25 protein-coding genes are annotated in these 20685 nt (G+C 30.0%); all 25 read right to left on the bottom strand.

Translation table 11 applies throughout. The annotated features are described in order from the left end of the window. Positions 1-83: 83 nt before the first annotated feature. The gene (locus JOC70_RS01950; RefSeq protein ID WP_204597227.1) at positions 84-722 is read right to left on the bottom strand and encodes a thiamine diphosphokinase; all 639 of its coding nucleotides are present in this window, start codon (positions 720-722) and stop codon (positions 84-86) included. Beyond that, a complete protein-coding gene (rpe, locus tag JOC70_RS01945; RefSeq protein WP_204597226.1) occupies positions 719-1372 on the bottom strand; it encodes a ribulose-phosphate 3-epimerase in 654 nt (217 codons plus the stop codon). The genes JOC70_RS01950 and rpe overlap by 4 nt, the downstream gene beginning before the upstream one ends. After that, positions 1369-2250 carry a ribosome small subunit-dependent GTPase A gene (gene rsgA / locus JOC70_RS01940; RefSeq protein WP_204597225.1) on the bottom strand — a complete coding sequence of 294 codons (882 nt, stop codon included), beginning with the start codon at positions 2248-2250 and terminating at the stop codon, positions 1369-1371. The genes rpe and rsgA overlap by 4 nt, the downstream gene beginning before the upstream one ends. Before the next feature lie 34 nt (positions 2251-2284). Then, positions 2285-4159 (bottom strand): Stk1 family PASTA domain-containing Ser/Thr kinase, encoded by a 1875-nt coding sequence (gene pknB / locus JOC70_RS01935; RefSeq protein WP_204597224.1) that lies wholly within the window; start codon positions 4157-4159, stop codon positions 2285-2287. Next, positions 4134-4880, bottom strand: coding sequence for a Stp1/IreP family PP2C-type Ser/Thr phosphatase (locus JOC70_RS01930; protein ID WP_204597223.1), 747 nt, complete (start codon positions 4878-4880; stop codon positions 4134-4136). The genes pknB and JOC70_RS01930 overlap by 26 nt, the downstream gene beginning before the upstream one ends. Positions 4881-4906: 26 nt before the next feature. Further along, a complete protein-coding gene (gene rlmN, locus JOC70_RS01925) occupies positions 4907-5935 on the bottom strand; it encodes a dual-specificity RNA methyltransferase RlmN (RefSeq protein WP_204597222.1) in 1029 nt (342 codons plus the stop codon). Between the two features lie 8 nt (positions 5936-5943). Beyond that, positions 5944-7269, bottom strand: a complete 1326-nt coding sequence (rsmB, locus tag JOC70_RS01920) for a 16S rRNA (cytosine(967)-C(5))-methyltransferase RsmB (RefSeq protein WP_204597221.1) — start codon at positions 7267-7269, stop codon at positions 5944-5946. Positions 7270-7354: 85 nt separating this feature from the next. Continuing rightward, complete coding sequence (locus JOC70_RS01915; protein ID WP_204597220.1) at positions 7355-8041, bottom strand: zinc metallopeptidase; 687 nt, start codon at positions 8039-8041, stop codon at positions 7355-7357. Positions 8042-8055: 14 nt separating this feature from the next. Continuing rightward, positions 8056-8985: a methionyl-tRNA formyltransferase gene (fmt, locus tag JOC70_RS01910; protein ID WP_204597219.1), complete on the bottom strand. Its 930-nt coding sequence runs from the start codon at positions 8983-8985 to the stop codon at positions 8056-8058. Between the two features lie 5 nt (positions 8986-8990). Continuing rightward, complete coding sequence (def, locus tag JOC70_RS01905; protein WP_204597218.1) at positions 8991-9443, bottom strand: peptide deformylase; 453 nt, start codon at positions 9441-9443, stop codon at positions 8991-8993. A 21-nt stretch (positions 9444-9464) separates the two neighbouring features. Further along, positions 9465-11666: a primosomal protein N' gene (gene priA, locus JOC70_RS01900; protein ID WP_204597217.1), complete on the bottom strand. Its 2202-nt coding sequence runs from the start codon at positions 11664-11666 to the stop codon at positions 9465-9467. Between the two features lie 91 nt (positions 11667-11757). Continuing rightward, positions 11758-12954 (bottom strand): bifunctional phosphopantothenoylcysteine decarboxylase/phosphopantothenate--cysteine ligase CoaBC, encoded by a 1197-nt coding sequence (gene coaBC / locus JOC70_RS01895; RefSeq protein WP_204597216.1) that lies wholly within the window; start codon positions 12952-12954, stop codon positions 11758-11760. Between the two features lie 2 nt (positions 12955-12956). Continuing rightward, complete coding sequence (gene rpoZ, locus JOC70_RS01890; RefSeq protein ID WP_204597215.1) at positions 12957-13175, bottom strand: DNA-directed RNA polymerase subunit omega; 219 nt, start codon at positions 13173-13175, stop codon at positions 12957-12959. Beyond that, the gene (gene gmk / locus JOC70_RS01885) at positions 13156-13785 is read right to left on the bottom strand and encodes a guanylate kinase (protein ID WP_204597214.1); all 630 of its coding nucleotides are present in this window, start codon (positions 13783-13785) and stop codon (positions 13156-13158) included. The genes rpoZ and gmk overlap by 20 nt, the downstream gene beginning before the upstream one ends. Further along, entirely contained in the window at positions 13785-14060 is a 276-nt protein-coding gene (remA, locus tag JOC70_RS01880; RefSeq protein WP_035307528.1) for an extracellular matrix/biofilm regulator RemA, read from the bottom strand. Before remA ends, gmk begins: the two co-directional genes overlap by 1 nt. Positions 14061-14076: 16 nt before the next feature. Continuing rightward, positions 14077-14955: a YicC/YloC family endoribonuclease gene (locus JOC70_RS01875; protein WP_204597213.1), complete on the bottom strand. Its 879-nt coding sequence runs from the start codon at positions 14953-14955 to the stop codon at positions 14077-14079. A 154-nt stretch (positions 14956-15109) separates the two neighbouring features. After that, positions 15110-16267: an aminotransferase class I/II-fold pyridoxal phosphate-dependent enzyme gene (locus tag JOC70_RS01870; RefSeq protein WP_204597212.1), complete on the bottom strand. Its 1158-nt coding sequence runs from the start codon at positions 16265-16267 to the stop codon at positions 15110-15112. A gap of 113 nt (positions 16268-16380) precedes the next feature. After that, the gene (gene tnpA / locus JOC70_RS01865) at positions 16381-16791 is read right to left on the bottom strand and encodes an IS200/IS605 family transposase (RefSeq protein ID WP_204597805.1); all 411 of its coding nucleotides are present in this window, start codon (positions 16789-16791) and stop codon (positions 16381-16383) included. Positions 16792-16974: 183 nt separating this feature from the next. Then, on the bottom strand, positions 16975-17226 hold the full coding sequence (locus tag JOC70_RS01860) for a hypothetical protein (RefSeq protein ID WP_207755208.1): 252 nt from the start codon (positions 17224-17226) through the stop codon (positions 16975-16977). Positions 17227-17385: 159 nt separating this feature from the next. Next, a complete protein-coding gene (locus tag JOC70_RS01855) occupies positions 17386-17541 on the bottom strand; it encodes a hypothetical protein (protein WP_204597211.1) in 156 nt (51 codons plus the stop codon). 58 nt (positions 17542-17599) lie between these two features. Further along, a complete protein-coding gene (locus JOC70_RS01850; RefSeq protein WP_204597210.1) occupies positions 17600-17785 on the bottom strand; it encodes a hypothetical protein in 186 nt (61 codons plus the stop codon). A 677-nt stretch (positions 17786-18462) separates the two neighbouring features. Continuing rightward, the gene (locus tag JOC70_RS01845; protein WP_204597209.1) at positions 18463-19116 is read right to left on the bottom strand and encodes an N-acetylmuramoyl-L-alanine amidase; all 654 of its coding nucleotides are present in this window, start codon (positions 19114-19116) and stop codon (positions 18463-18465) included. Between the two features lie 91 nt (positions 19117-19207). Continuing rightward, a complete protein-coding gene (locus tag JOC70_RS01840; protein WP_204597208.1) occupies positions 19208-19876 on the bottom strand; it encodes a class I SAM-dependent methyltransferase in 669 nt (222 codons plus the stop codon). Positions 19877-19967: 91 nt separating this feature from the next. Further along, positions 19968-20108, bottom strand: a complete 141-nt coding sequence (locus JOC70_RS01835) for an aspartyl-phosphate phosphatase Spo0E family protein (protein WP_204597207.1) — start codon at positions 20106-20108, stop codon at positions 19968-19970. Between the two features lie 180 nt (positions 20109-20288). Beyond that, positions 20289-20465, bottom strand: a complete 177-nt coding sequence (locus JOC70_RS01830; protein ID WP_204597206.1) for an H-type small acid-soluble spore protein — start codon at positions 20463-20465, stop codon at positions 20289-20291. Positions 20466-20685 lie beyond the last annotated feature (220 nt).

Here is a 20685-nt window from a genome sequence, read left to right as displayed (position 1 = left end):
TGCTTATAATATAGTGTATGAATAAAGTATCATTAATGGTACAAAAAACTTTGCTCATCTTAAAAATAAGCAAAGTTTTAAAATCAATCCCTACTTTCAACTATTAAAAGTAGTCCATTTTTAAATTTTATATTTACATTTTTATCCAATAAAAACTCATTAGATACAGCTAATGGGTCGCCAAGCTTCAACTCATAATTATTTAAAGGATATTTCCCACCTTCAATAGTTAATTCCTTAACTGTTTCGCCGTAGCTTAGAAGAGAAAAATATTTATATCCTCTATATTTTAATGTTATATTTTTATCTGTTAATAAAATTATATTGTTATTATCTCTTATATAGCATTTCACATTATATTTTAGAAACTTTACTAATAAACCTACATTCCCTAATACATGATCAATTCTAGTTCCAGTAGCACCAAGTAACACTACTTCATCTACTTTTCTTTTTAGTACTTCTTCTACTGCAATAGATGTATCTGTATCATCTTTTTCTTCAGGAAACTTTATTATAGAGATATTTCTATCCTTAAAGTTTTGCAATATGGATTTATCTATGGAATCAAAATCTCCAATTATGTCATCAGGCTCTATTCCATACTTATACGCAGCCTCTGCTCCTCTATCTGCACATATTATGTACTCAGCATCTTTTACTTCTTCTGTTACTATATCACTGGAAGGCATTTGTCCGCCAGCAATTATTATCGCTTTCACTTTAAAGCCTCTCTAAGGTTCTTTATATTTCCTTCTACGTCATTATTTTTAAATACCGCAGATCCAGCAACTATTACATTTGCCCCACTTTCAACTACCTCTTGTATATTGGATGCATCTACGCCTCCATCAACCTCAATTAAAAGGTTAGGATTAAATTTATCTTTTAACTCTTTTACTTCCCTTATCTTGTTTGATGCATATTTAATATACTTTTGTCCTCCAAAACCAGGGTTAACACTCATTATTAAAACCATGTCAAGTTCTGATATCAGATCCTTTATGTTAGATACAGGTGTCCCTGGATTTAATGCTACTGCAGCTTTAATTCCAAAGCTTTTTATGTAATTTATAGTTCTATCTATATGCTTATCAGCTTCATAATGAACTGTTATTATGTCTGCTCCAGCCTTTACAAAATCCTCTATATATCTATCAGGTTTTTCAATCATCAAATGAACATCAAAAGGCATTTTTGTTATATTCCTTATGCTTTTAATTATTGGCATTCCAAAAGTAATATTTGGCACAAACATACCATCCATTACATCTATATGTACTATATCTGCTCCATGAGCTTCTATGTTCTTTACCTCTTCCCCTAACTTTGAAAAATCAGCTGATAATATTGATGGAGCTATCTTTATCATCTTCCATCTCCTCCTTTGTAAGATTTCTTCTGTGAAACTTCTTCAATAATTTTTACGTAAAAATCATATCTTTTAGAATTTATATTCCCATTCTCAACTTCCTTCTTTATAGCACAACTAGGTTCCTTATAATGAAGGCAACTATTAAATTTACATTCTCCTAAATAATCATGAAATTCCGGAAAGCAATCCTGTACATCTTCTTTATCAATAAAACTTGTATCTAATGAAGAAAACCCAGGAGTATCTACTATGAATCCTTTACCTATTTGTAAAAGTTCACTGTGTCTTGTAGTATGTTTACCTCTTTTTAATTTTTCACTTATATTGCCTGTCTCCATTAGGTTTTTTCCTGCCAATGTATTTATTATAGTTGATTTACCTACACCAGAAGGTCCGCATAGCACTGTAACGTTGCCATCTAAATAGTCTCTTAATTCTTCTATTCCTTCTCCTTCTTTAGCCTTTAAAAACATAACCTTATATCCCGCACTTTTAATCATATTCACAACTTCATTTTCATGTATACAATCTATCAAGTCTGTTTTATTAAAGCATACTATTATATCAAGCTTATTAAATTCACATAGCATTAAAAATCTATTTAGTAAGTCCTCATTAATGTCAGGATTTTTTATTGCAAATACAACTAGTGCTTGAGTAACATTTGCAACAGAAGGTCTTATTAGCATATTTTTTCTTTCATATATGTCTTCAATAACACCTTTACCATTTTTCTCTTTTATCTCTACTTCATCCCCTACCATAGGAGAAAGTTCGTTGTGCCTAAACTTTCCCCTAGCCTTGCATTCAATAATTTTATCTTCACTCTTTACATAATAAAATCCGCCTATGCCTTTTATTATAATTCCCTGCATAAATCCTCCTTGAAAAGCATCTACATTCAATTGTTTATTGAATTATATTTCCCTTTTGTTTATTTTCTTCATTATTTTTATTTACTTGGGTTGTAGTTTGATTATTTCCTGCCTGATTATCTTGTGGTTGATTGTTATTTTCATCAGTCTTATTATCTTCATTGCCATTTTCCTTATCTTCATCTGGATTTGGCACAAGTTTTGGATCAAATACATAATATGTTACATTTAATGTGGTTCCCTCTTTTACTTGAACTCCAGGTTCTATACTTTGATCAAAGATCTTTCCTTGTAAAGTTTCATCCCCAGTTGCTTGAGTATTTGTATTACCTAATTTCAAATTAGAATTTGCAAGTAGTATCTTTGCTTGCTCTATTGTTTTTCCATTTAAACTTGGAACAGTTGAATATTTAATTTCAACCCCCTTACTTACTACTACATCAACTTTGGTTTTTTCATCCACTTTTTCATCACGAGATGGACTTTGACTTATAATGGAATTTTTAGGAATATTATCATCATATGCATATTGAATATTACCTATTTCTAAATTGTATCTGCTTAAAGTTTGCTTAGCCAATTCTATATCCATTTCTTTTAAATCAGGAACCCTTGGCTTATCTTTGCCTGCGCTTAATGTAACCCTTACCTCTGAATTTGCTTTAACAGTGGTCCCTTCTGTGGGATAACTCCTTAAAACGGTTCCCTCTGGTTTATCACTTTTTTCTGTTTCGGTTATTGTAAATACTAAGTTTTTACTTTCTATGCTACTTTTAGCTTCATCTTTGCTTAATCCTACTATTTTAGGTACTACCACGTCCTGGGTTTTATTCTTTCCTTGAGAAATATAGTTATTAAATATCATGTATCCCGAAGCAAATGCAGTAATTAAAGCAAGTATTACAGCTGTAATAGCTATTATCATTCCTCTTTTTTTCTTATTTATTTTATTTTTCTCTTCATAATCGTCATCATCTTCATCCACAACAACATCATTTCTGGATTTATTACGATTTAATGAATCTACTTTTATAGCTTCCATAACTCTAGTTCTATCTTCATCCATATCAAAAAAGGCTACATTAATTTTTTCTTTATTTTTTACTTTTCTTAAATCCTGTAACATTTCCTTAATACTTTGATATCTTTTAATAGGTTCTTTTTCTATAGATTTTAGAATCATATTATTAATATTTTCAGATATATTAGGAACTATATTTTTAGGCGGAATCGCTTGTTCCTGTATATGCTTCAAGGCTACCGAAACAGGGCTATCAGCATCATAAGGTACTTTCCCTGTTATCATTTCATAAATCACTATCCCAAGTGAATAGATATCAGTTCTTGCATCTACATAACTTCCCTTTGCTTGTTCAGGCGAAAAGTAATGTGCAGATCCCATAACTTTGCTAGTATTTGTAATAGTCACAGAATTAGTAGCCTTTGCTATACCAAAATCAGTAACTTTTACTAAGCCTTCTTCAGTTACCAATATATTATGAGGCTTAATATCTCTATGTATTATATTATTTCTATGAGCACATTCAAGAGCTTTAGCTATTTGTATGGCTACATTTATTGCTTCTTCTTCATTTAATTTACCTTTTTCTCTTATAAATTCTTTTAGTGTCTTGCCCTTTACGTATTCCATAACTATATAATGTATATTATTTTGAGAGCCTACATCGTAAATATTTACTATATTATTATCTGAAAGACTTGCTGCTGCAGTAGCTTCTCTTTTGAATTTATCTACAAATTGAGAATCCTTTAATAACTCATCCTTTAATATTTTAACTGCTACAAATCTATTAAGCAAATGACATTTGGCTTTATAAACTTCAGCCATACCACCTTCGCCTATTTTTTCTAGCAGCTCATATCTATTCCCTAGTAAAGTTCCTACCATCTTTACACTCTCCTTCAAAAACTATAACTGAAATGTTATCTCTACCGCATCTTTGTTTACTACATTCTATAAGCAATCTACATGAATCTTCTTGAGTATTATTAAGCACTATTTCACAAATCTCTTCCGGAGCAACATCGTTTGTTAATCCATCTGTACATAATATTATATTTTTAATTTCTTTAAGATTTAAATCAAAAGTATCGACTTCTATTTGTTTATTAGTTCCAAGTGCCCTTGTAATAATATTTTTATTTGGATGCTTTTTTGCCTGTTCTTCAGTTATAGTTCCATTATCAACTAGCTGCTGTACTAATGAATGATCTTTTGTAATTTTTTTTATTTTGTGATGATTATCTATAATATAGCAACTACTATCACCTACATTTGCAACAATAGCTTTACCTCCACTGATTAAACATGCGGTTATGGTAGTACCCATTCCAGAAAGGTTTTTTCTGCAATTTGATAAATTAAATATTTCCTCATTAGATCTTTGAACCGCTATAATAATTTCTTTCTTTAAATCTGTTATATTACTTAATCCTTTAATATAATCAATAGTAAAATCCACTGCAACTTTGCTAGCTACTTCTCCTGCACTGTGCCCCCCCATACCATCGGCAATAACATATATAGCTCTATCTTCACCTTTATAATAACCGACGGAATCTTCATTGATTTCTCTTATGTTTCCTACATCTGACAGTATACCCACCATACAACTCCACCTCATCAATTTAAACTTTAGTTTTTATTGGTATAGCTTCTTCTTAGTTGTCCGCATGCTGCATTTATATCAGATCCCATTTCTCTTCTTACTGTAGCTTCTATACCATTTTTAATTAATATATTACTAAATCTTTTTATATTCTCATTTGTAGATCTTTCAAAACCACTTTCCTTTACTTCATTTACAGGTATTAAATTCACATGACACAACATACCCTTAAGTTTTCGGCTTAATTCTTCTGCATGATTATCACTATCATTCACACCACTAACTAAAGCATATTCAAATGTGATTCTTCTATTTGTCTTTTCTATATAATATTTGCAAGCTCTAAAAAGTTCTTCTATACTGTACTTATATGCTACAGGCATCATATTCTTTCTTATATCATCACTTGGAGCATGAAGTGATATAGCTAAAGTTATTTGTAATTCTTCATTCGCTAAATCAATCACCTTAGGCACAATCCCACAGGTTGATAGCGTTATGTGTCTTTGCCCTATGTTTAAACTATAGGAAGAATTCACTATATGTATAAACTTTAAAACATTATCATAATTATCTAAAGGCTCTCCGCTTCCCATCATTACAATATTGGATATTCTCTCCCCTGTAGCCTCTTCAGCTCTTAGTATCTGCCCTAATATTTCTCCTGATGTTAAATTTCTAATTACGCCATCTAATGTTGATGCACAAAATTTACATCCCATTTTACATCCTACTTGGGTGGATACGCATATAGAATTACCATGATTATATTTCATAACTACGGTCTCAATGACATTATTGTCCGCATATTCAAATAGAAATTTATAAGTATCTTCATTTTTTGATTTTAACATTTTTACTACTTTAGGTAAACTAAAATAAAAATTATTTTTTAATTTAGTTATAGTGCTTTTAGGAATATTATTCATATTATCAAAATCAAATGTCTTTTTATATACCCAATCAAAAACTTGTTTTGCTCTAAAATCCTTTTCTCCGTTTTCTCTCATCCATGTTTTAAGGTCTTCTAAAGAAAAATCTAGCATATTTATCATAAAAACACCTATCCTTGTTTCCTTAATTTAGCTATGAAAAATCCGTCCATATTATCATCAGGTAAAATGGTTACAGTTCCCATTTCATTATAGATTATATTATCAATATTACCATAAAATAGAGGCTCTATTTTAAATTCCTTAAAATTTTCTAAAAACCACTTTATATTTTTTTCATTTTCTTCTTTATTTAGAGTACATGTTGAATAAAGAATTATTCCTCCTGGTTTAACATATTGAGCAGCATTTTTCATTATATCTCTTTGTATGGGAATTAAACTTTTCAAATCTTTATTTGTTTTATTCCACTTTATTTCCGGTTTTTTCCTTATTATTCCAAGTCCTGAGCAAGGAACATCTATAAGAACTCTATCTGCTTTATTTGCAAGCTCTTTATTAAATACAGAAGCATCCATTGCATCTAAATTTATATTCGTCATGCCAAGCCTTTCAATATTTTGCTTTATTAAAGCCAATTTATTTGGATGTATATCAAAAGCATAGATGGAACCTGTATTATTCATTATTTCAGCTATATGAGTTGTTTTTCCTCCTGGTGCACTACAAAGATCAAGTACCACCATATCATTTTCTAGTTCCATACTTGGAGCTACAAGCATTGCACTTTCATCCTGTACTGTAATATACCCTTCTTTAAAAAACGGATTTTTTTCTATACTTCTTCCCTTTATTATTTGTATAGCTTCTGGGCAAACCTTCCCCTCTTGTATGTTGTATTGGTTACTCTCAAGATTTTCCCAAACCTCATCATAGTTAGTTTTTAAATTATTAACTCTAACAGTATTTGATGGAACTAAATTTAATCCTCTTAGTATTTGTTCAGTAATTTCTTTGCCATATTGCTTTATATATAATTCTACCATCCATTCTGGAAATGAATATTCAAAACTTAACTTTTTTACATCACTTTTGAAATCAATTTCTAAATTTTTATTACGTATAAAATTTCTTAAAACACCATTTACTAATTTAGATAATTTAATGGATTTTTTCTTTGCAAGCTCTACACATTCATTTACAGCTGCAAAATCCGGTATCCTATCTAAATATTTTATTTGATAAACTCCTATTCTTAGTATATTAATTATTTGCTTATCCAACTTATTTGTACCACTTTTTAAGAAGTTATCTAATATTTTGTCTATAGTGTATTTGTATTTTATGGTACCATATACTATTTCAGTTACTAATGCTTTATCTCTTTCTTCTAGTTTAGAAGCATTTAATTTATGGTTTAATATAATATTTGAATATGCATCTTTGTAAAAAACTTCATTTAACGTATCTAAAGCTATTTCTCTAACATCATTCATATTTATACCTCAATTCACTAAAATTACTCTTTATAAAGCGAAATAGTTTTCCAGAACTTATACTTTCCGGAAAACTTATCTTTCACTAGTCATCTCTTCTGCTATTACTTAATACTATAAGTCTTAAAAGTTGTGCTACGGACATAAGAGTAGCCGCCACATATGTCATTGCTGCTGCACTTAAAACCTTTTTTGCTCCTGCGGCCTCATCTTTATAAAGAATCCCTGTATTTTCAATCATTTTTAACGCTCTACTAGATGCGTTAAATTCTACAGGAAGAGTTACAAGCTGAAATACTACTACTGCTGAAAACAATAGTATTCCTATATTTAGAAGTCCTGGAAGTCCTAAAGCAAAACCCAGTAAAAATATAACCCATGAAGCATTTGAGCTAAAATTTACAATAGGTACTATGGAGTTTCTGATAATCAAAGGAGAATATCTTTCTTGATGTTGAAATGCATGCCCGGTTTCATGAGCTGCTACTCCAATAGATGCTACAGAGGTTCCATAATATACTTCTTCTGAAAGCCTCATAACTCTGTGCACTGGATCATAGTGATCTGTTAGCTTTCCTCCTACAACCTGCACTGGAACATCAAATAACCCTTGGCTATCCAGCAGCTTTCTTGCTACTTGGGATCCTGTATAACCATTTACACTTCTTACGGCAGAATATCTTTGAAACGTTGAATTTATTTTCAGCTGGGCCCACCCTGATATTATAATAGCAGGAATTAAAATTATCATACTACTATCAAAATAAAACATATGGTATCCCTCCTCTATTTTAAACGTACACCTTTTTCTATAGTGTGCCCTTTAATGTATTCCTGTACATATAAAGGCTTTCCTGAAGGAAATTGCACTTTCTTTATTAATAAAACTTTATTACCTGTAGATACTTTTATACCACTTTTATCTGCATCAATAATGGTTCCGTACTCTTTATTACTATCTTCGTTTGTTAACTCTGCTTCAAGTATTTTCATTCTTTCATCTTTATAATAAGTATACGCTATAGGCCACGGATTTAAACCTCTTATCAAATTATTGATTTCTTCGCTATCTTTCTCCCAGTTTATTTCAGCTAATTCTTTATTTAGCATAGGAGCATAGCAAGAATCCCCTTCAATTTGTTTAACTCTTGATATTTCTCCATTAGCTATTCCCATTATAGTTTTCACCAAAAGCTCAGCTCCATCTATCATTAACAAATCATGAAGCTCACCAGCAGTCATATTATTTGTTATCTGTACTTTGCTTTTTAGAAGCATATCGCCTGTATCAAGGCCTATATCCATAAACATTGTTGTATTTCCACTTTCGCTTTCTCCATTTACAATTGCCCAATTAATAGGAGCTGCCCCCCTATATTTAGGTAAAAGCGAAGCATGTAAATTTATGCATCCATATTTAGGAATTTCTAAAACTTCCTTTGATAAAATTTGCCCATAGGCTACAACTATTATAAAATCTGGAGAAAGTTCTTTTAAAACTTTGATACATTCTTCATCTTTTTTTAAGTTTTCTGGTTGATATACTCTTATATTATTTTCTAAAGCTACTTCCTTAACTGGGGACATAGCAAGCTTTTTTCCTCTTCCTTTAGGCCTATCTGGTTGAGTAAAAACTGCATTTACATTAAATTGATCAATAAGCCTTTTTAAAGCTGGCACCGCAAATTCTGGAGTACCCATAAATACTATATTCATAATACTTACCTTCCATCTTCCTTTATAATCTTATCAACATATAGTATTCCATCTAGATGGTCTATTTCATGACATAGTGCTCTTGCCATTAGTTCTTCACCTTCTACAACAATTTCTTTACCGTTTCTATCTAAAGCTTTAACAGTTACTTTATATGGTCTTTCCACTGGTCCCTGTTCTCCAGGTACACTTAAACATCCTTCTTCATCTATGTAGGATCCTTCAGATTTTATTATTTCAGGATTTATTAAAAATACTGGCCCTTCTCCTATATCTATTACTACAACTCTTTTAAGAATACCCACCTGTGGAGCTGCAAGACCTACTCCATTACTTTCATACATAGTTTCCAACATATCGTCTAAAAGCATTTGAATTCTATCATCTATCTGCTCTATTTTTTTACTTTTCTTTCTTAATATTTCGTCTCCAATTTTTCTTATATTTCTTAATGCCATAATAAAATTACCTCCATATATTTATATTAAGCTTAGTGGATTTACATCTATGATTATTCTTATATTATTATAACTTTCTTTTACTGAATCATATATACTATTTTTTATTTCTTTTTTTATATTTTGATTTAATTGGCCTTTTATTATAATTTGCCATCTGTAATTATTTTTTATTTTAGAAATTTCCGAAGGACATGGTCCTAATATCTCTATTTTATTTGTATTTTGTAATAGTGATTTTAAATTAACAGCCACGTTTTGTATGTTTTTTATCAATAACTCCTCATTGGGGCTACTCATATTTATAAGCATTAACTCTGAAAATGGCGGATAATTCATAAGTCTTCTAAGTGAAAGCTCCTGTTCAAAAAACTCTTCGTAGCTGTTTTCTGCAGCACACTGAATACTATAGCTCTCTGGATTATAAGTTTGAACTATCACTTCTCCCTTTTTCTTTCCTCTTCCCGCTCTACCAGCTACCTGCGTTATAAGCTGAAATGTTCTTTCTGAAGAATGAAAATCAGGAATATTTAAAGATAAATCCGCTGCAATAACCCCTACAAGTGTTACATTTTTAAAATCTAATCCCTTAGCAATCATTTGAGTTCCAACCAATACATCAGCCTTTTGTTCTTTAAAAAAGTTGTATATATTTTCATAAGAATTTTTGCGACGAGTTGTATCAAAATCCATCCTTAGCACTCTAGCAGCGGGAAAATATTTTTTTACCTCTTCCTCAACTTTTTCTGTTCCGACTCCAAAATATTTTACATACTTGCTTCCGCATTCAGGACATATTTGAGGAACCCTTTCACTTTTACCACAGTAATGACAGCTTAAATTATTGCTGTTATTATGATATGTGAGTGAAATATCACAGTTACTGCATCTAAAGACATATCCACATTTTCTGCAAGATACAAAAGTTGAAAATCCTCTTCTATTTAAAAATAATATTATTTGTTCATTTTTTTCAAGTCTGTCCTTTATACCTTCGAAAAGACTACTACTAAACATACTCTTATTATTTTTAACAAGTTCTTCTCTCATATCCACTACATGAGTATCAGGTAATAAAGCCCCGTCTGCTCTTTTTTTAATTGTAATTAGTTCTAACTTATTATTAATAGCTCTATAATATGTTTCTATGGATGGAGTGGCGGAACCTAAAACTAGTTTGCAGCCATATATATCACTTAACATTTCTCCAATTTCCCGAGCATGATACTTAGGATTGCTATCAGATTTGTAGCTATTTTCATGTTCCTCATCTATTACAATAAGACCTAAGTTTTTAAATGGCAAAAATATAGCTGATCTAGCACCTATTGCAACCTTTACTTTTCCGTCTTTAACTCGAAGCCATTCATCATACCTTTCGCCTTCGGAAAGCTTACTATGAAATACTGTAATATCCTTTCCAAACCTCCCCTTAAATCTTTCAACCATTTGAGGCGTAAGAGAAATTTCCGGAACTAATATTATAGATTCTTTCTCTTTGTTTATCATTTCTTCAACTAAATTCATATATATTTCTGTTTTGCCGCTGCCTGTTACACCATGAATTAAAAACAACTTATTTACAGAATAAATTATTTTATTTAAAGCAGACTTTTGGTCATTATTTAAGGCTTTCTTTTCATAAAATTCATATTGTCTTGAATTATATCTATTTATTATATTCTCTTCTTGAGTTAAAAAATTGTGTTTAAGCATTGTATTAATGGAAGACAATGAAATATTAAATTTATTACTTAGAGCACTTTTAGTATATAATCCATTATTTTCACTTATTACTTTATATATTGAAGTATAAGGTTCCTTACTAAATTTTTCATTTAGTCTATCTGAAGTATAAATTAAGTTTTCCTTCTTATTTTTCATCCCTTTAAATAATGCTGATGGAAATAGTGCCCTTATCACTTCCATATGAGTAGATAAATATTTTTCCCTCATTTTTTGTATAAGTGTAAGATATTCTGGTGTAAGTAAAGGAAAAGCAGTATCAACTTTTACTATTTCTTTTATATTTTTTATATCCTCAATTTCCTTATAGATTTCCATTATAAATCCATCTATTTTTTTATTACCTAATCCAAAGGGTACATATACTCTAGAGCCTACTACAGCCTTTTCTATTAAATTATCAGGTATTTTATACGTAAATACTTTATCCAATTGAATGGATGTACTATTTATAATTACACCAGCATATTTATCCACTTAATCACCCTTTAGCAAATATTTTAGTAAATAAAAGAGGCTATCTTTACAATTCAATTTTGCAAAGTAATGCCCCTTTTATCTTAACAACTTATACTTCTTTGTGTTTATCATTGATAATATCAAATAATTTCTGTGCTACTTCTCTTTTACTCATCTTTTCTAATGAAAGCTTTTCTCCATCTCTAGTAAGTATAATTACTCTGTTTTCACTAGATTGGAATCCTGTATCTGATGAAGTTATATCATTAGCAACTATGTAATCTAAATTTTTCTTTTTTAGCTTAGATTCTGCATTACTTATTAAATCATTGCTTTCTGCTGCAAATCCTACTAAGACTTGATTTTGTTTTATTTCGCCTAATTTTTTCAATATATCAGTATCTTTTGCAAAATTTAAAACTAGTTCATTAGAGGCCTTTTTAATCTTATTTTGTGAGTATTCTACTGGCTTATAATCTGCCACAGCAGCCGCTTTTATAACTATGTCTTGAGAATTAAAGTGTTCTAAAACTTCATTTAACATTTCTTCATTAGTTGTTATATTTATAGTATTTATTCCAAAGGGAGCTTTTAACGATGTAGGACCTGATACCAATGTAACTTCAGCCCCTCTATCTCTGGCTTCCTCCGCTATAGCATAACCCATTTTCCCTGAAGATCTATTTGTTATAAATCTAACTGGATCTATTAAAGACCATGTAGGTCCTGCTGTAACTAACACCTTTTTTCCTGACATATCTTTTATTGGATAAAGCATACTTATTACCTTATCTGCAATAAGTTCCGTATCAGCAAGCTTTCCTGCTCCCACATCTCCACAAGCAAGCCTTCCACTTTCAGGTTCTATAAACTTATATCCATAATCTTTAAGTTTTTGAATATTATTTTGAACTATTGGATTTAAATACATATTTGTATTCATTGCAGGTGCAAATACTACTGGAGCATGAGTAGCCATAATAGTCGTAGAAAGCATATCATCTGCTATTCCATTTGCTACCTTTCCTATTATATTAGCAGTAGCTGGTACTATAAGCATCAAATCAGCTTTCTTAGCAAGAGATATATGTTGTATTTCCCAATGTTTAGGCTCATCAAACATATTAGTTACAACCATGTTTTGGCTTAAACTCTGAAAACTTAAAGGATTTACAAATTCACCTGCAGATTCAGTCATAATTACGTGAACATCTATATTCTTTTTTCTTAATCTGCTGATTACATCTAAAGCCTTATATACAGCTACCCCTCCTGTAACACCTATAACTACAGTTTTTCTTTCCATTTTTACTTTATACCTTCCTTAACAGTTTCATAAGTAATAGCTGTTGCATCTATTTCATTTATCGCTACAGTTACTGGTTTTGTTAAATCAGTATTTATAAGAGGTGCGTCACCATCTATAAGCTGTCTTGCTCTTTTTGAAACTACTACTACTAAAGAATATCTGTTATCAACCTTTTCTAATAAATCCACTATTGATGGATTAATCATAGAGTTGCTCATGCATCAATCCCTCCTTACAATCAAATATTGTCTCTTTCATTCTGTCTACTCTACATCTTTCTGCTGATACTATAGATTCAATTTTTCTAACTGCATCATCTACATTATCATTAACTACTGCATAATTATATTTAGAAACATAGTTTATCTCCTTATAAGCAGACTTAAACCTAGTCATAAGGGATTCAGGTGTTTCTGTACCTCTTTTAGTAATTCTATTTTTTAATTCTTCCATAGAAGGTGGTAATATAAATATAAATACTCCTTCTGGGTAATTATCCTTAACCTTTAATGCTCCCTGAATATCTATTTCTAAAATAACATCTCTTCCTTGTTCTATCATTTCTAGAACCTTGGATTTAGGTGTTCCATAGAAGTTTCCATAAACCTCTGCATATTCAAGAAAATCATCGTTGTTAATTTTAGATACAAACTCCTCTTTTGCAAGAAAATAATAACTTTTACCATCTATCTCTCCCACTCTAGGGGAACGAGTAGTTGCAGAAACAGATATCCAAAAATCATTTTTATCTAACAAAGCTTTGCATACTGTTCCTTTTCCTGTACCTGAAGGTCCTGAGATTACTATTAAAAGTCCTTTTTCCTTCATTAGCTATCAACCTCTTCTGTATCCTCAACCTCTTCTTTGGAAGATAGTCTATGCGCCACTGTTTCTGGCTGAACCGCTGATAAAATTACATGATCACTATCTGTAATAATAACTGCTCTAGTTCGTCTTCCATAAGTAGCATCTATAAGCATTCCTCTGTCCCTTGCTTCTTGAATTATTCTCTTAATTGGAGCTGATTCAGGACTTACTATAGCCACTAACCTATTAGCTGAAACAATATTTCCAAATCCTATGTTTATTAGTTTAATACCCATTACTTGCCTCCAGTACTTACTCTATATTTTGTATTTGTTCCCTTATTTTTTCAATTTCATTTTTTATTGAAATAGCTAAATTAGATATATTTAAATCATTAGCTTTTGAAGCAATTGTGTTGGTTTCTCTATTCATCTCTTGTACTATAAAATCTAACTTTCTTCCAATAGATTCATCTAACTTAAGTGTTTCTTGCATTTGAATTATATGACTATTAAGCCTAACTATTTCCTCATCTATACATGCTCTATCAGCAAGAATAGCTACTTCCATAGCAATTCTATTTTCATCTATATTGTAGTCTTCTAAAAGTTCTTTTAACCTTTCTTGAAGTTTTTGCTTATATGTTATAGGAACTAACGGAGCTCTTTCTTCTATATTATCTAATATATTTTTTATATTATTACATTTTTCTATTATATTTTCCTGTAACTTATTTCCTTCTATTTGTCGCATTTTAATCAGCATATCAATAGCTTCATTAAGCGGACCTGATAAGCTTTTCCATAGTTTCTCTATGTCCTCTTCTTGCTGTTGAATTGTAACTACTTCAGGAAATTTTGCAACTAAAGAAAGTGATATATCATCTTTTATATCATATCTATTTTTTATGCTGCGAAGACACTCCACATAACTGTCTGCTAAAGTTTCATTAAAAACAGTTCTTATATCTTTCTTATCATATGTTGTAAGATTTATAAATACATCTACCTTACCTCTATTTATTTTTTTTTGTATAGTAGACCTTATCTTATCTTCTATAGAAATTAAACTTTTAGGCATTTTTAGATTTATATCACAATATCTATGATTTATGCTTTTAATTTCTACAGTAAAACTTCTACTGTCATCCTCAAAGGTTGCCCTTCCAAATCCCGTCATGCTTCTAATCATAATATTCATCCTTCCATATAACTAAGCTTAACACACATATTCATTATACATACATATTTATAATAAATTCAAGCATATTTTGCAATAACACAAAATATGCTCGTTTTTTCAGCTATTAATTTAAATTATATCATAAATCTTGCATTATTGAACTTTATTTATTTAAATTATTTAATTTACTTAATCCTTTTTCTAATTCTGTTTTATCCTTAGTAAGTGACATTCTAAAATATCCATGACATAGGTTCCCAAATACATACCCGGGAGTCACTATAATTCCGCACTTACTTAATAACTCTTCACAAAATTCATCTGTTGTATACGCTTTAGGAACAGTAGCCCAGATATAAAATGTGCCTTTACTCTTAAAAAACTTTATATTGCATTCTTTTAGTTTTTTTTCTGCCAATTCTATTCTTTCATCATATATCTTTCTTACTCCATTTACATAGTCTCTTCCAAGTTTAAATGCTTCAACACCTGCCCATTGAACAGGTACAAACTGACCAGAATCCATGTTCATTTTTATTTTCAGTATGGCATTTAATATCTCTCTATTTCCCACTACATAACCTAATCTAAATCCTGCCATGCTAAACATTTTAGAAAAACTACCAAATTCTATAAATCTTTTTTGATAGTCAAACTGCATTAAACTTAAAGGTGCTTCGGTCCCTCTTATAATTTCATTATAGGCTCCGTCATTACATAATACTATATTATTTTTATAACAAAACTCAATAATCTCTTTAAAAAAATAAGGATTTGCTACAGCACCTGTAGGGTTATTAGGATAATTAATCAAGAACATCTTAGATTTATTGATTATTTCATTAGGGATAGCTGAAAGATCTGGAAGATACTCATCCTTTTCTTTTAAAGGTATTTTATACGAAACCGCTCCCCATAACTTTGCTGATAAATCATATACAGGATAAGATGGCTTAGGAATTATGGCATAATCACCTGTATCACATAATGCGGGTATTAAATTACTTATTCCTTCTTTAGAGCCAATTAATACAAGTACTTCTTCCCTATCTAGTGTTACTCCATATATATCCTTATAGTATTTAATTATCGCATCTTTTAACTCCTTTATCCCAGCATAGGGTGGATAATTATTGTATCCCCTATAAGTTAAAGACTTTTTCAAACCTTCAATTATTGTATTATCAGTTAGTAAATCAGGGTCCCCTACACCTAAGTCTAATACCTCTTTTCCTTGACTTAATAAATTTTCCTTTATTTTATCCAATTTACCTAATTGATATTCGGGAAGGTTATTTAATCTGTTATTTATTTCTAACATTTATCCTCCTAAAATATTTCTTACTATTCTATTATTTTATTCATTTTTTCTTCTATGTGTTACAATTTACATTCACCTCTTATTTACATAATATTTATTATGTAAATAAGACTTCAATCAGGACCACCCGTAAACGGGTCTACATATTCTTTCAAGCTCATTTGTTCGTATGCTATATCTTCTTGTATTTGATTTTTTATATATTCTTCTATAACTTTTTTATTTCTGCCTACTGTATCAACATAGTATCCCTTACACCAAAACTGCCTATTTCCATATCTATATTTTAAATTTGCATGCCTATCAAATATCATCAATGAACTTTTTCCTTTTAAATATCCCATAAATTGAGATACACTTAATTTTGGTGGTATACTTACAAGCATATGTATATGATCTTTGCAAGCATTTGCTTCTATTATTTCTACTCCCTTGTTCTCACATAACTTTCTTAATATTTGACCTATATCAGCCTTGATTTTTCCATATATTATTTGCCTCCTATATTTCGGCGCGAATACTATGTGCTAAACTACTATTATCCATATTGGATATACCTCCTTTGTTTGGTTGTGGTCGGCAAACCTAATTCCATTTTAACAAGGAGGTTCTATTTTTTCTACGCATAGCTAAAAGCCTTTTAGAACCACCGGTATAACCGGTGGTATTCATTAAACAAAAAAATAAGGGCCTGAAGATTCAGACCCTTAACATGTATTTTTAATTTTATCAATATATTCCTCATCATCACTTATTCTAATCAAACTATCTATGAAATATTTATTTCTATTTTTAGGTAGTGTTTTATGACTTATAAGTTTTATCATTATCATACATATATCATATTTATGCACATGTGTATGTCCGCTTTTAAAACTTTTTTTCGTGTTGTGTATTATAAAACCGCTTCCTGCTTTATACACCTTAAAATTAAGGTTTTGGTATATTTGAACACTCACGTCTATCACCTCTTGGTTTTATAATATCCTAATAAAATTAAAAGTTTATTTAAAAGACATTTTATTTTTTAACACATATTATGAGATATTTAATAAAATGTTAAAAATAAAGCTTGATTTTAAAAAGCATTCTCTTCATATAAAATCAAGCTTTATTTCTTATACATCTACATCTTCGTTTTTAATCTTTAGTACATTTTTATGAGTTAAATTAGTATCTTGTAGAACATCTGATATTTCTTTATTATCATCTATCATTTTTCTTGCTCTCTTACAAGCTTGTGTATAAGGTAATTTTTGATTTTTTTTAACCATAATACTTTTCCTCCTCTTTTGTTATATATTAAATTTATTTTAACCATAGATAAAACTATTATTCTTCCCAAAATCTTACTAGATCAGATTGAGCTTTGTTGATATTCCATGCGTATCCATCTCTATAGTAGCTAAATACTTTTATACTATGTTTATCTTCATACCATTCCTTAAACTTTTTAAATTGTTCACTACTCATTTTATGAATTTCAGTTCCCCATTGACCATTTAATTCTATCATCATATATAAACACCTCCACTTTTATATATTCATAAAAATTTCATTTTATGATAAATTTAAAGGATATTACAACCTTTTTAATGTTAAGTCTTCCGTATTGGTTCTGCATTTAAGAAAGTGTTCACTGTGCAAAGAAGCTCTAATATTTACAAATTTAAATCACCTAAACTTTTTAAACTCGCTGTCGCTCAGACAGTAAAAAGTTCTTTACGGTGCCTTAAATTCATAAATAAAGAGCTTCTAATTGCTTGTTCAATGCTTTCTACAATGCAGAACCAATACTAAATTTAACATTAAAAAGGTCTTCCTCCACACTGCTGAAGGAAGGAATTTCGTTTTGACGAAATTCCTTTAAATTGACACTTATCAAATGGCTAATAAGCCCGCAGACCGATAAGGCAGGAAATATTAACTACACAATTTTTTATTAAGAACCTTTTATCATACTCTCATATTTTCAACTTATAAATTTGATTTTTATTTATTTCGTACAAGTTCTTGTGACCCATAGGACTGCCGCCCTAAAAGACGTCTATGCGCTAAGCTATAAATATTTTAGAAATTCAGTTAGCTGAATTTCTCCCTTCATCAGTTCACACGAAGAACTTTTTAAAGCTCTGGGAGTATAGAATTTTCATCGTAGAAGACATTGAATAAGCTTTAAAAATTTCGTAATATTTCTAAACAATGATGGAGTCAATTCCCTTTTCCTTTAGCTTTTTAACCATCACCTCAGCATTGTTTATATCTGTAAAAGCTCCCACTTGAACTTTATATATATTATTTTCCTTATCATTATTTTTTACAGGAACACTTTCTGACGGCAGTTTTCCTGTAAGTCCTTTAACTATAGCATCGGATATCTTTTCTGCATTATATTTATTCATATCCTCCTTGCTATCTACAAAAGATACTTCAATTAATATAGCAGGAGCCTTTGTGTTTTTCACCACATAAAGCCTACTTCCATTCTTTATTCCTCTATTTTTATATCCTAATTTTACAAGTTCACTTAATACACTTTTTGAATACCTCTCACCTGCAGTACTACCTGGATAAAAATATACTTCTGACCCCTGTCCACCTCCAGCATTAAAATGAATAGATACATATAAATTTACATTATTTAAATTTGAAACTTGTACTCTCCTATTTAAACTGTCTGTAACACTATTGCACCTTACTGGAAGCACGCTTATAACTTCATGTCCTAGATTTTTCAATTTTTCTATGACATTCAATCCAACTTCCTTTGTTAAGATATCTTCAAATTTTATTCCTTTAGCTCCAATGTCTGGTGTACAGTTATGTCCTATATCTATAGCAAATTTCATTACAATCACTTCCTTAATTAAGTTGTCACTACATAATATGCAAAAGTAATTGTAAATGCTCAAGTTTTAACTGTTAACAATTATTTTAAAACTATTTTTCCCATACTAATGAATATCTCCAAAAAAGTTTACGTTTAACTTTTGCTGTTGGTATATGTTTTTTAACAAATAACTTAATCTCATCTATTGTCATATACGTATCGTGTTCACCATGTTTTTCCCAAACTTCTTTTGAGTGAACATCATCTTTTTGCAATCTACCGTTTTTTATTAAATTCATTGCAATATTAGGGATAAAAGCACTTCCCCATATAATGTAATCACTTAAGGTTTTGGCTTTTGCAAGGTCTAGTATAATTAGTTTACCACCTTTTTTAAGCTTATCCTTTGCAAAGCATAAAAGCCACTCATACGGCAAATGATGTGCTGTAGCTGTTGTTATAATCACATCAATACTATCGTTTTCAAATTTCATATCCAAAATGTTTCCGCAAATATATTGGATATTTTTATTAGGGTGTAAGACTTTTGCCTTCTCAATCATCTTATCTGCAAGATCAACTGCTATCACGTTCTTGGATTTTTTTGATAACATAAAGGAAAGTTCACCCTTACCACAACCTATGTCAAGACAAGTCTCAACATTATTTGGTATAAATTTTATTAGGTGCTTGAAATAACAGTTGTTATGATTCCATTTTAATTCGTCAAGCTCAGAAATTTCATTAAAATCAGTTTTCACAACATTATAATCTTCCATTCTCATACCTCACTTAATAAATAAACTTCTTGCTGTAACATTCTACATCACTATATACAATCCTTTATAAAATAAAAAAAAGCCCAGCTGCCTAGGCTAAACTTGTCTGATAAATATAAATAAGTTTGTCCAATTTCTGACTAAGTTGTACTACTTCATCAGAACATAAGCATATGTCTTCTTCAGTTAGCCGGTTTAATTTCTCTCTAAGAATTTCAATTTCCTCTTCCATTTGTTATAACCTCTCACTTACAATTTTACACAACATTAGCAATTATAGTACTAAATTCAAAACAATTCAACAAAATAAAGTTCATTTAACAGTTTTTTAACAATATGTGCTTGTTGGTAGAAAATTTAAAGTATATATGTAAATATAATAAAAAAACTCGAGCCTAGGCTCGAGATAAAATTAATCCTCTTTCAAATCTTTTATATTTACATTTAATTCTGTATCTGTGTTAATATCTTTAACTTTAACTGTATCACTTTGTTTATTAATATTTTCAAGCCAAACAGGGTTGCCTTTATAGCTTACTCCTATTACACCTAATGATTCAATAATTTCAGCAGCTCTTTTTGTATCCATATTCATTTCTCCTTTTTAAAATATTTATTATATATTTTATCCCATACTTTAAATAGTTATTAATTTTAAATATCAACTCTTACAAAAACTTATGTTTATATTTTATTTGTTCAATATAAGTTATGGAGGTATTATTAAAGATACTAAAAGTAATTTACTACCCTCTTCTCAACTTCGTTTTTAATGGAACATTGTATTTATAAAAATCGCACCAAAAATA

The organism is Clostridium pascui (assembly GCF_016908015.1).
Classification (GTDB): Bacteria; Bacillota; Clostridia; order Clostridiales; family Clostridiaceae; genus Clostridium_AK; species Clostridium_AK pascui.
Note: the sequence above shows the minus strand (reverse complement) of the source record. Positions and strands in the feature narration are given on the sequence as shown.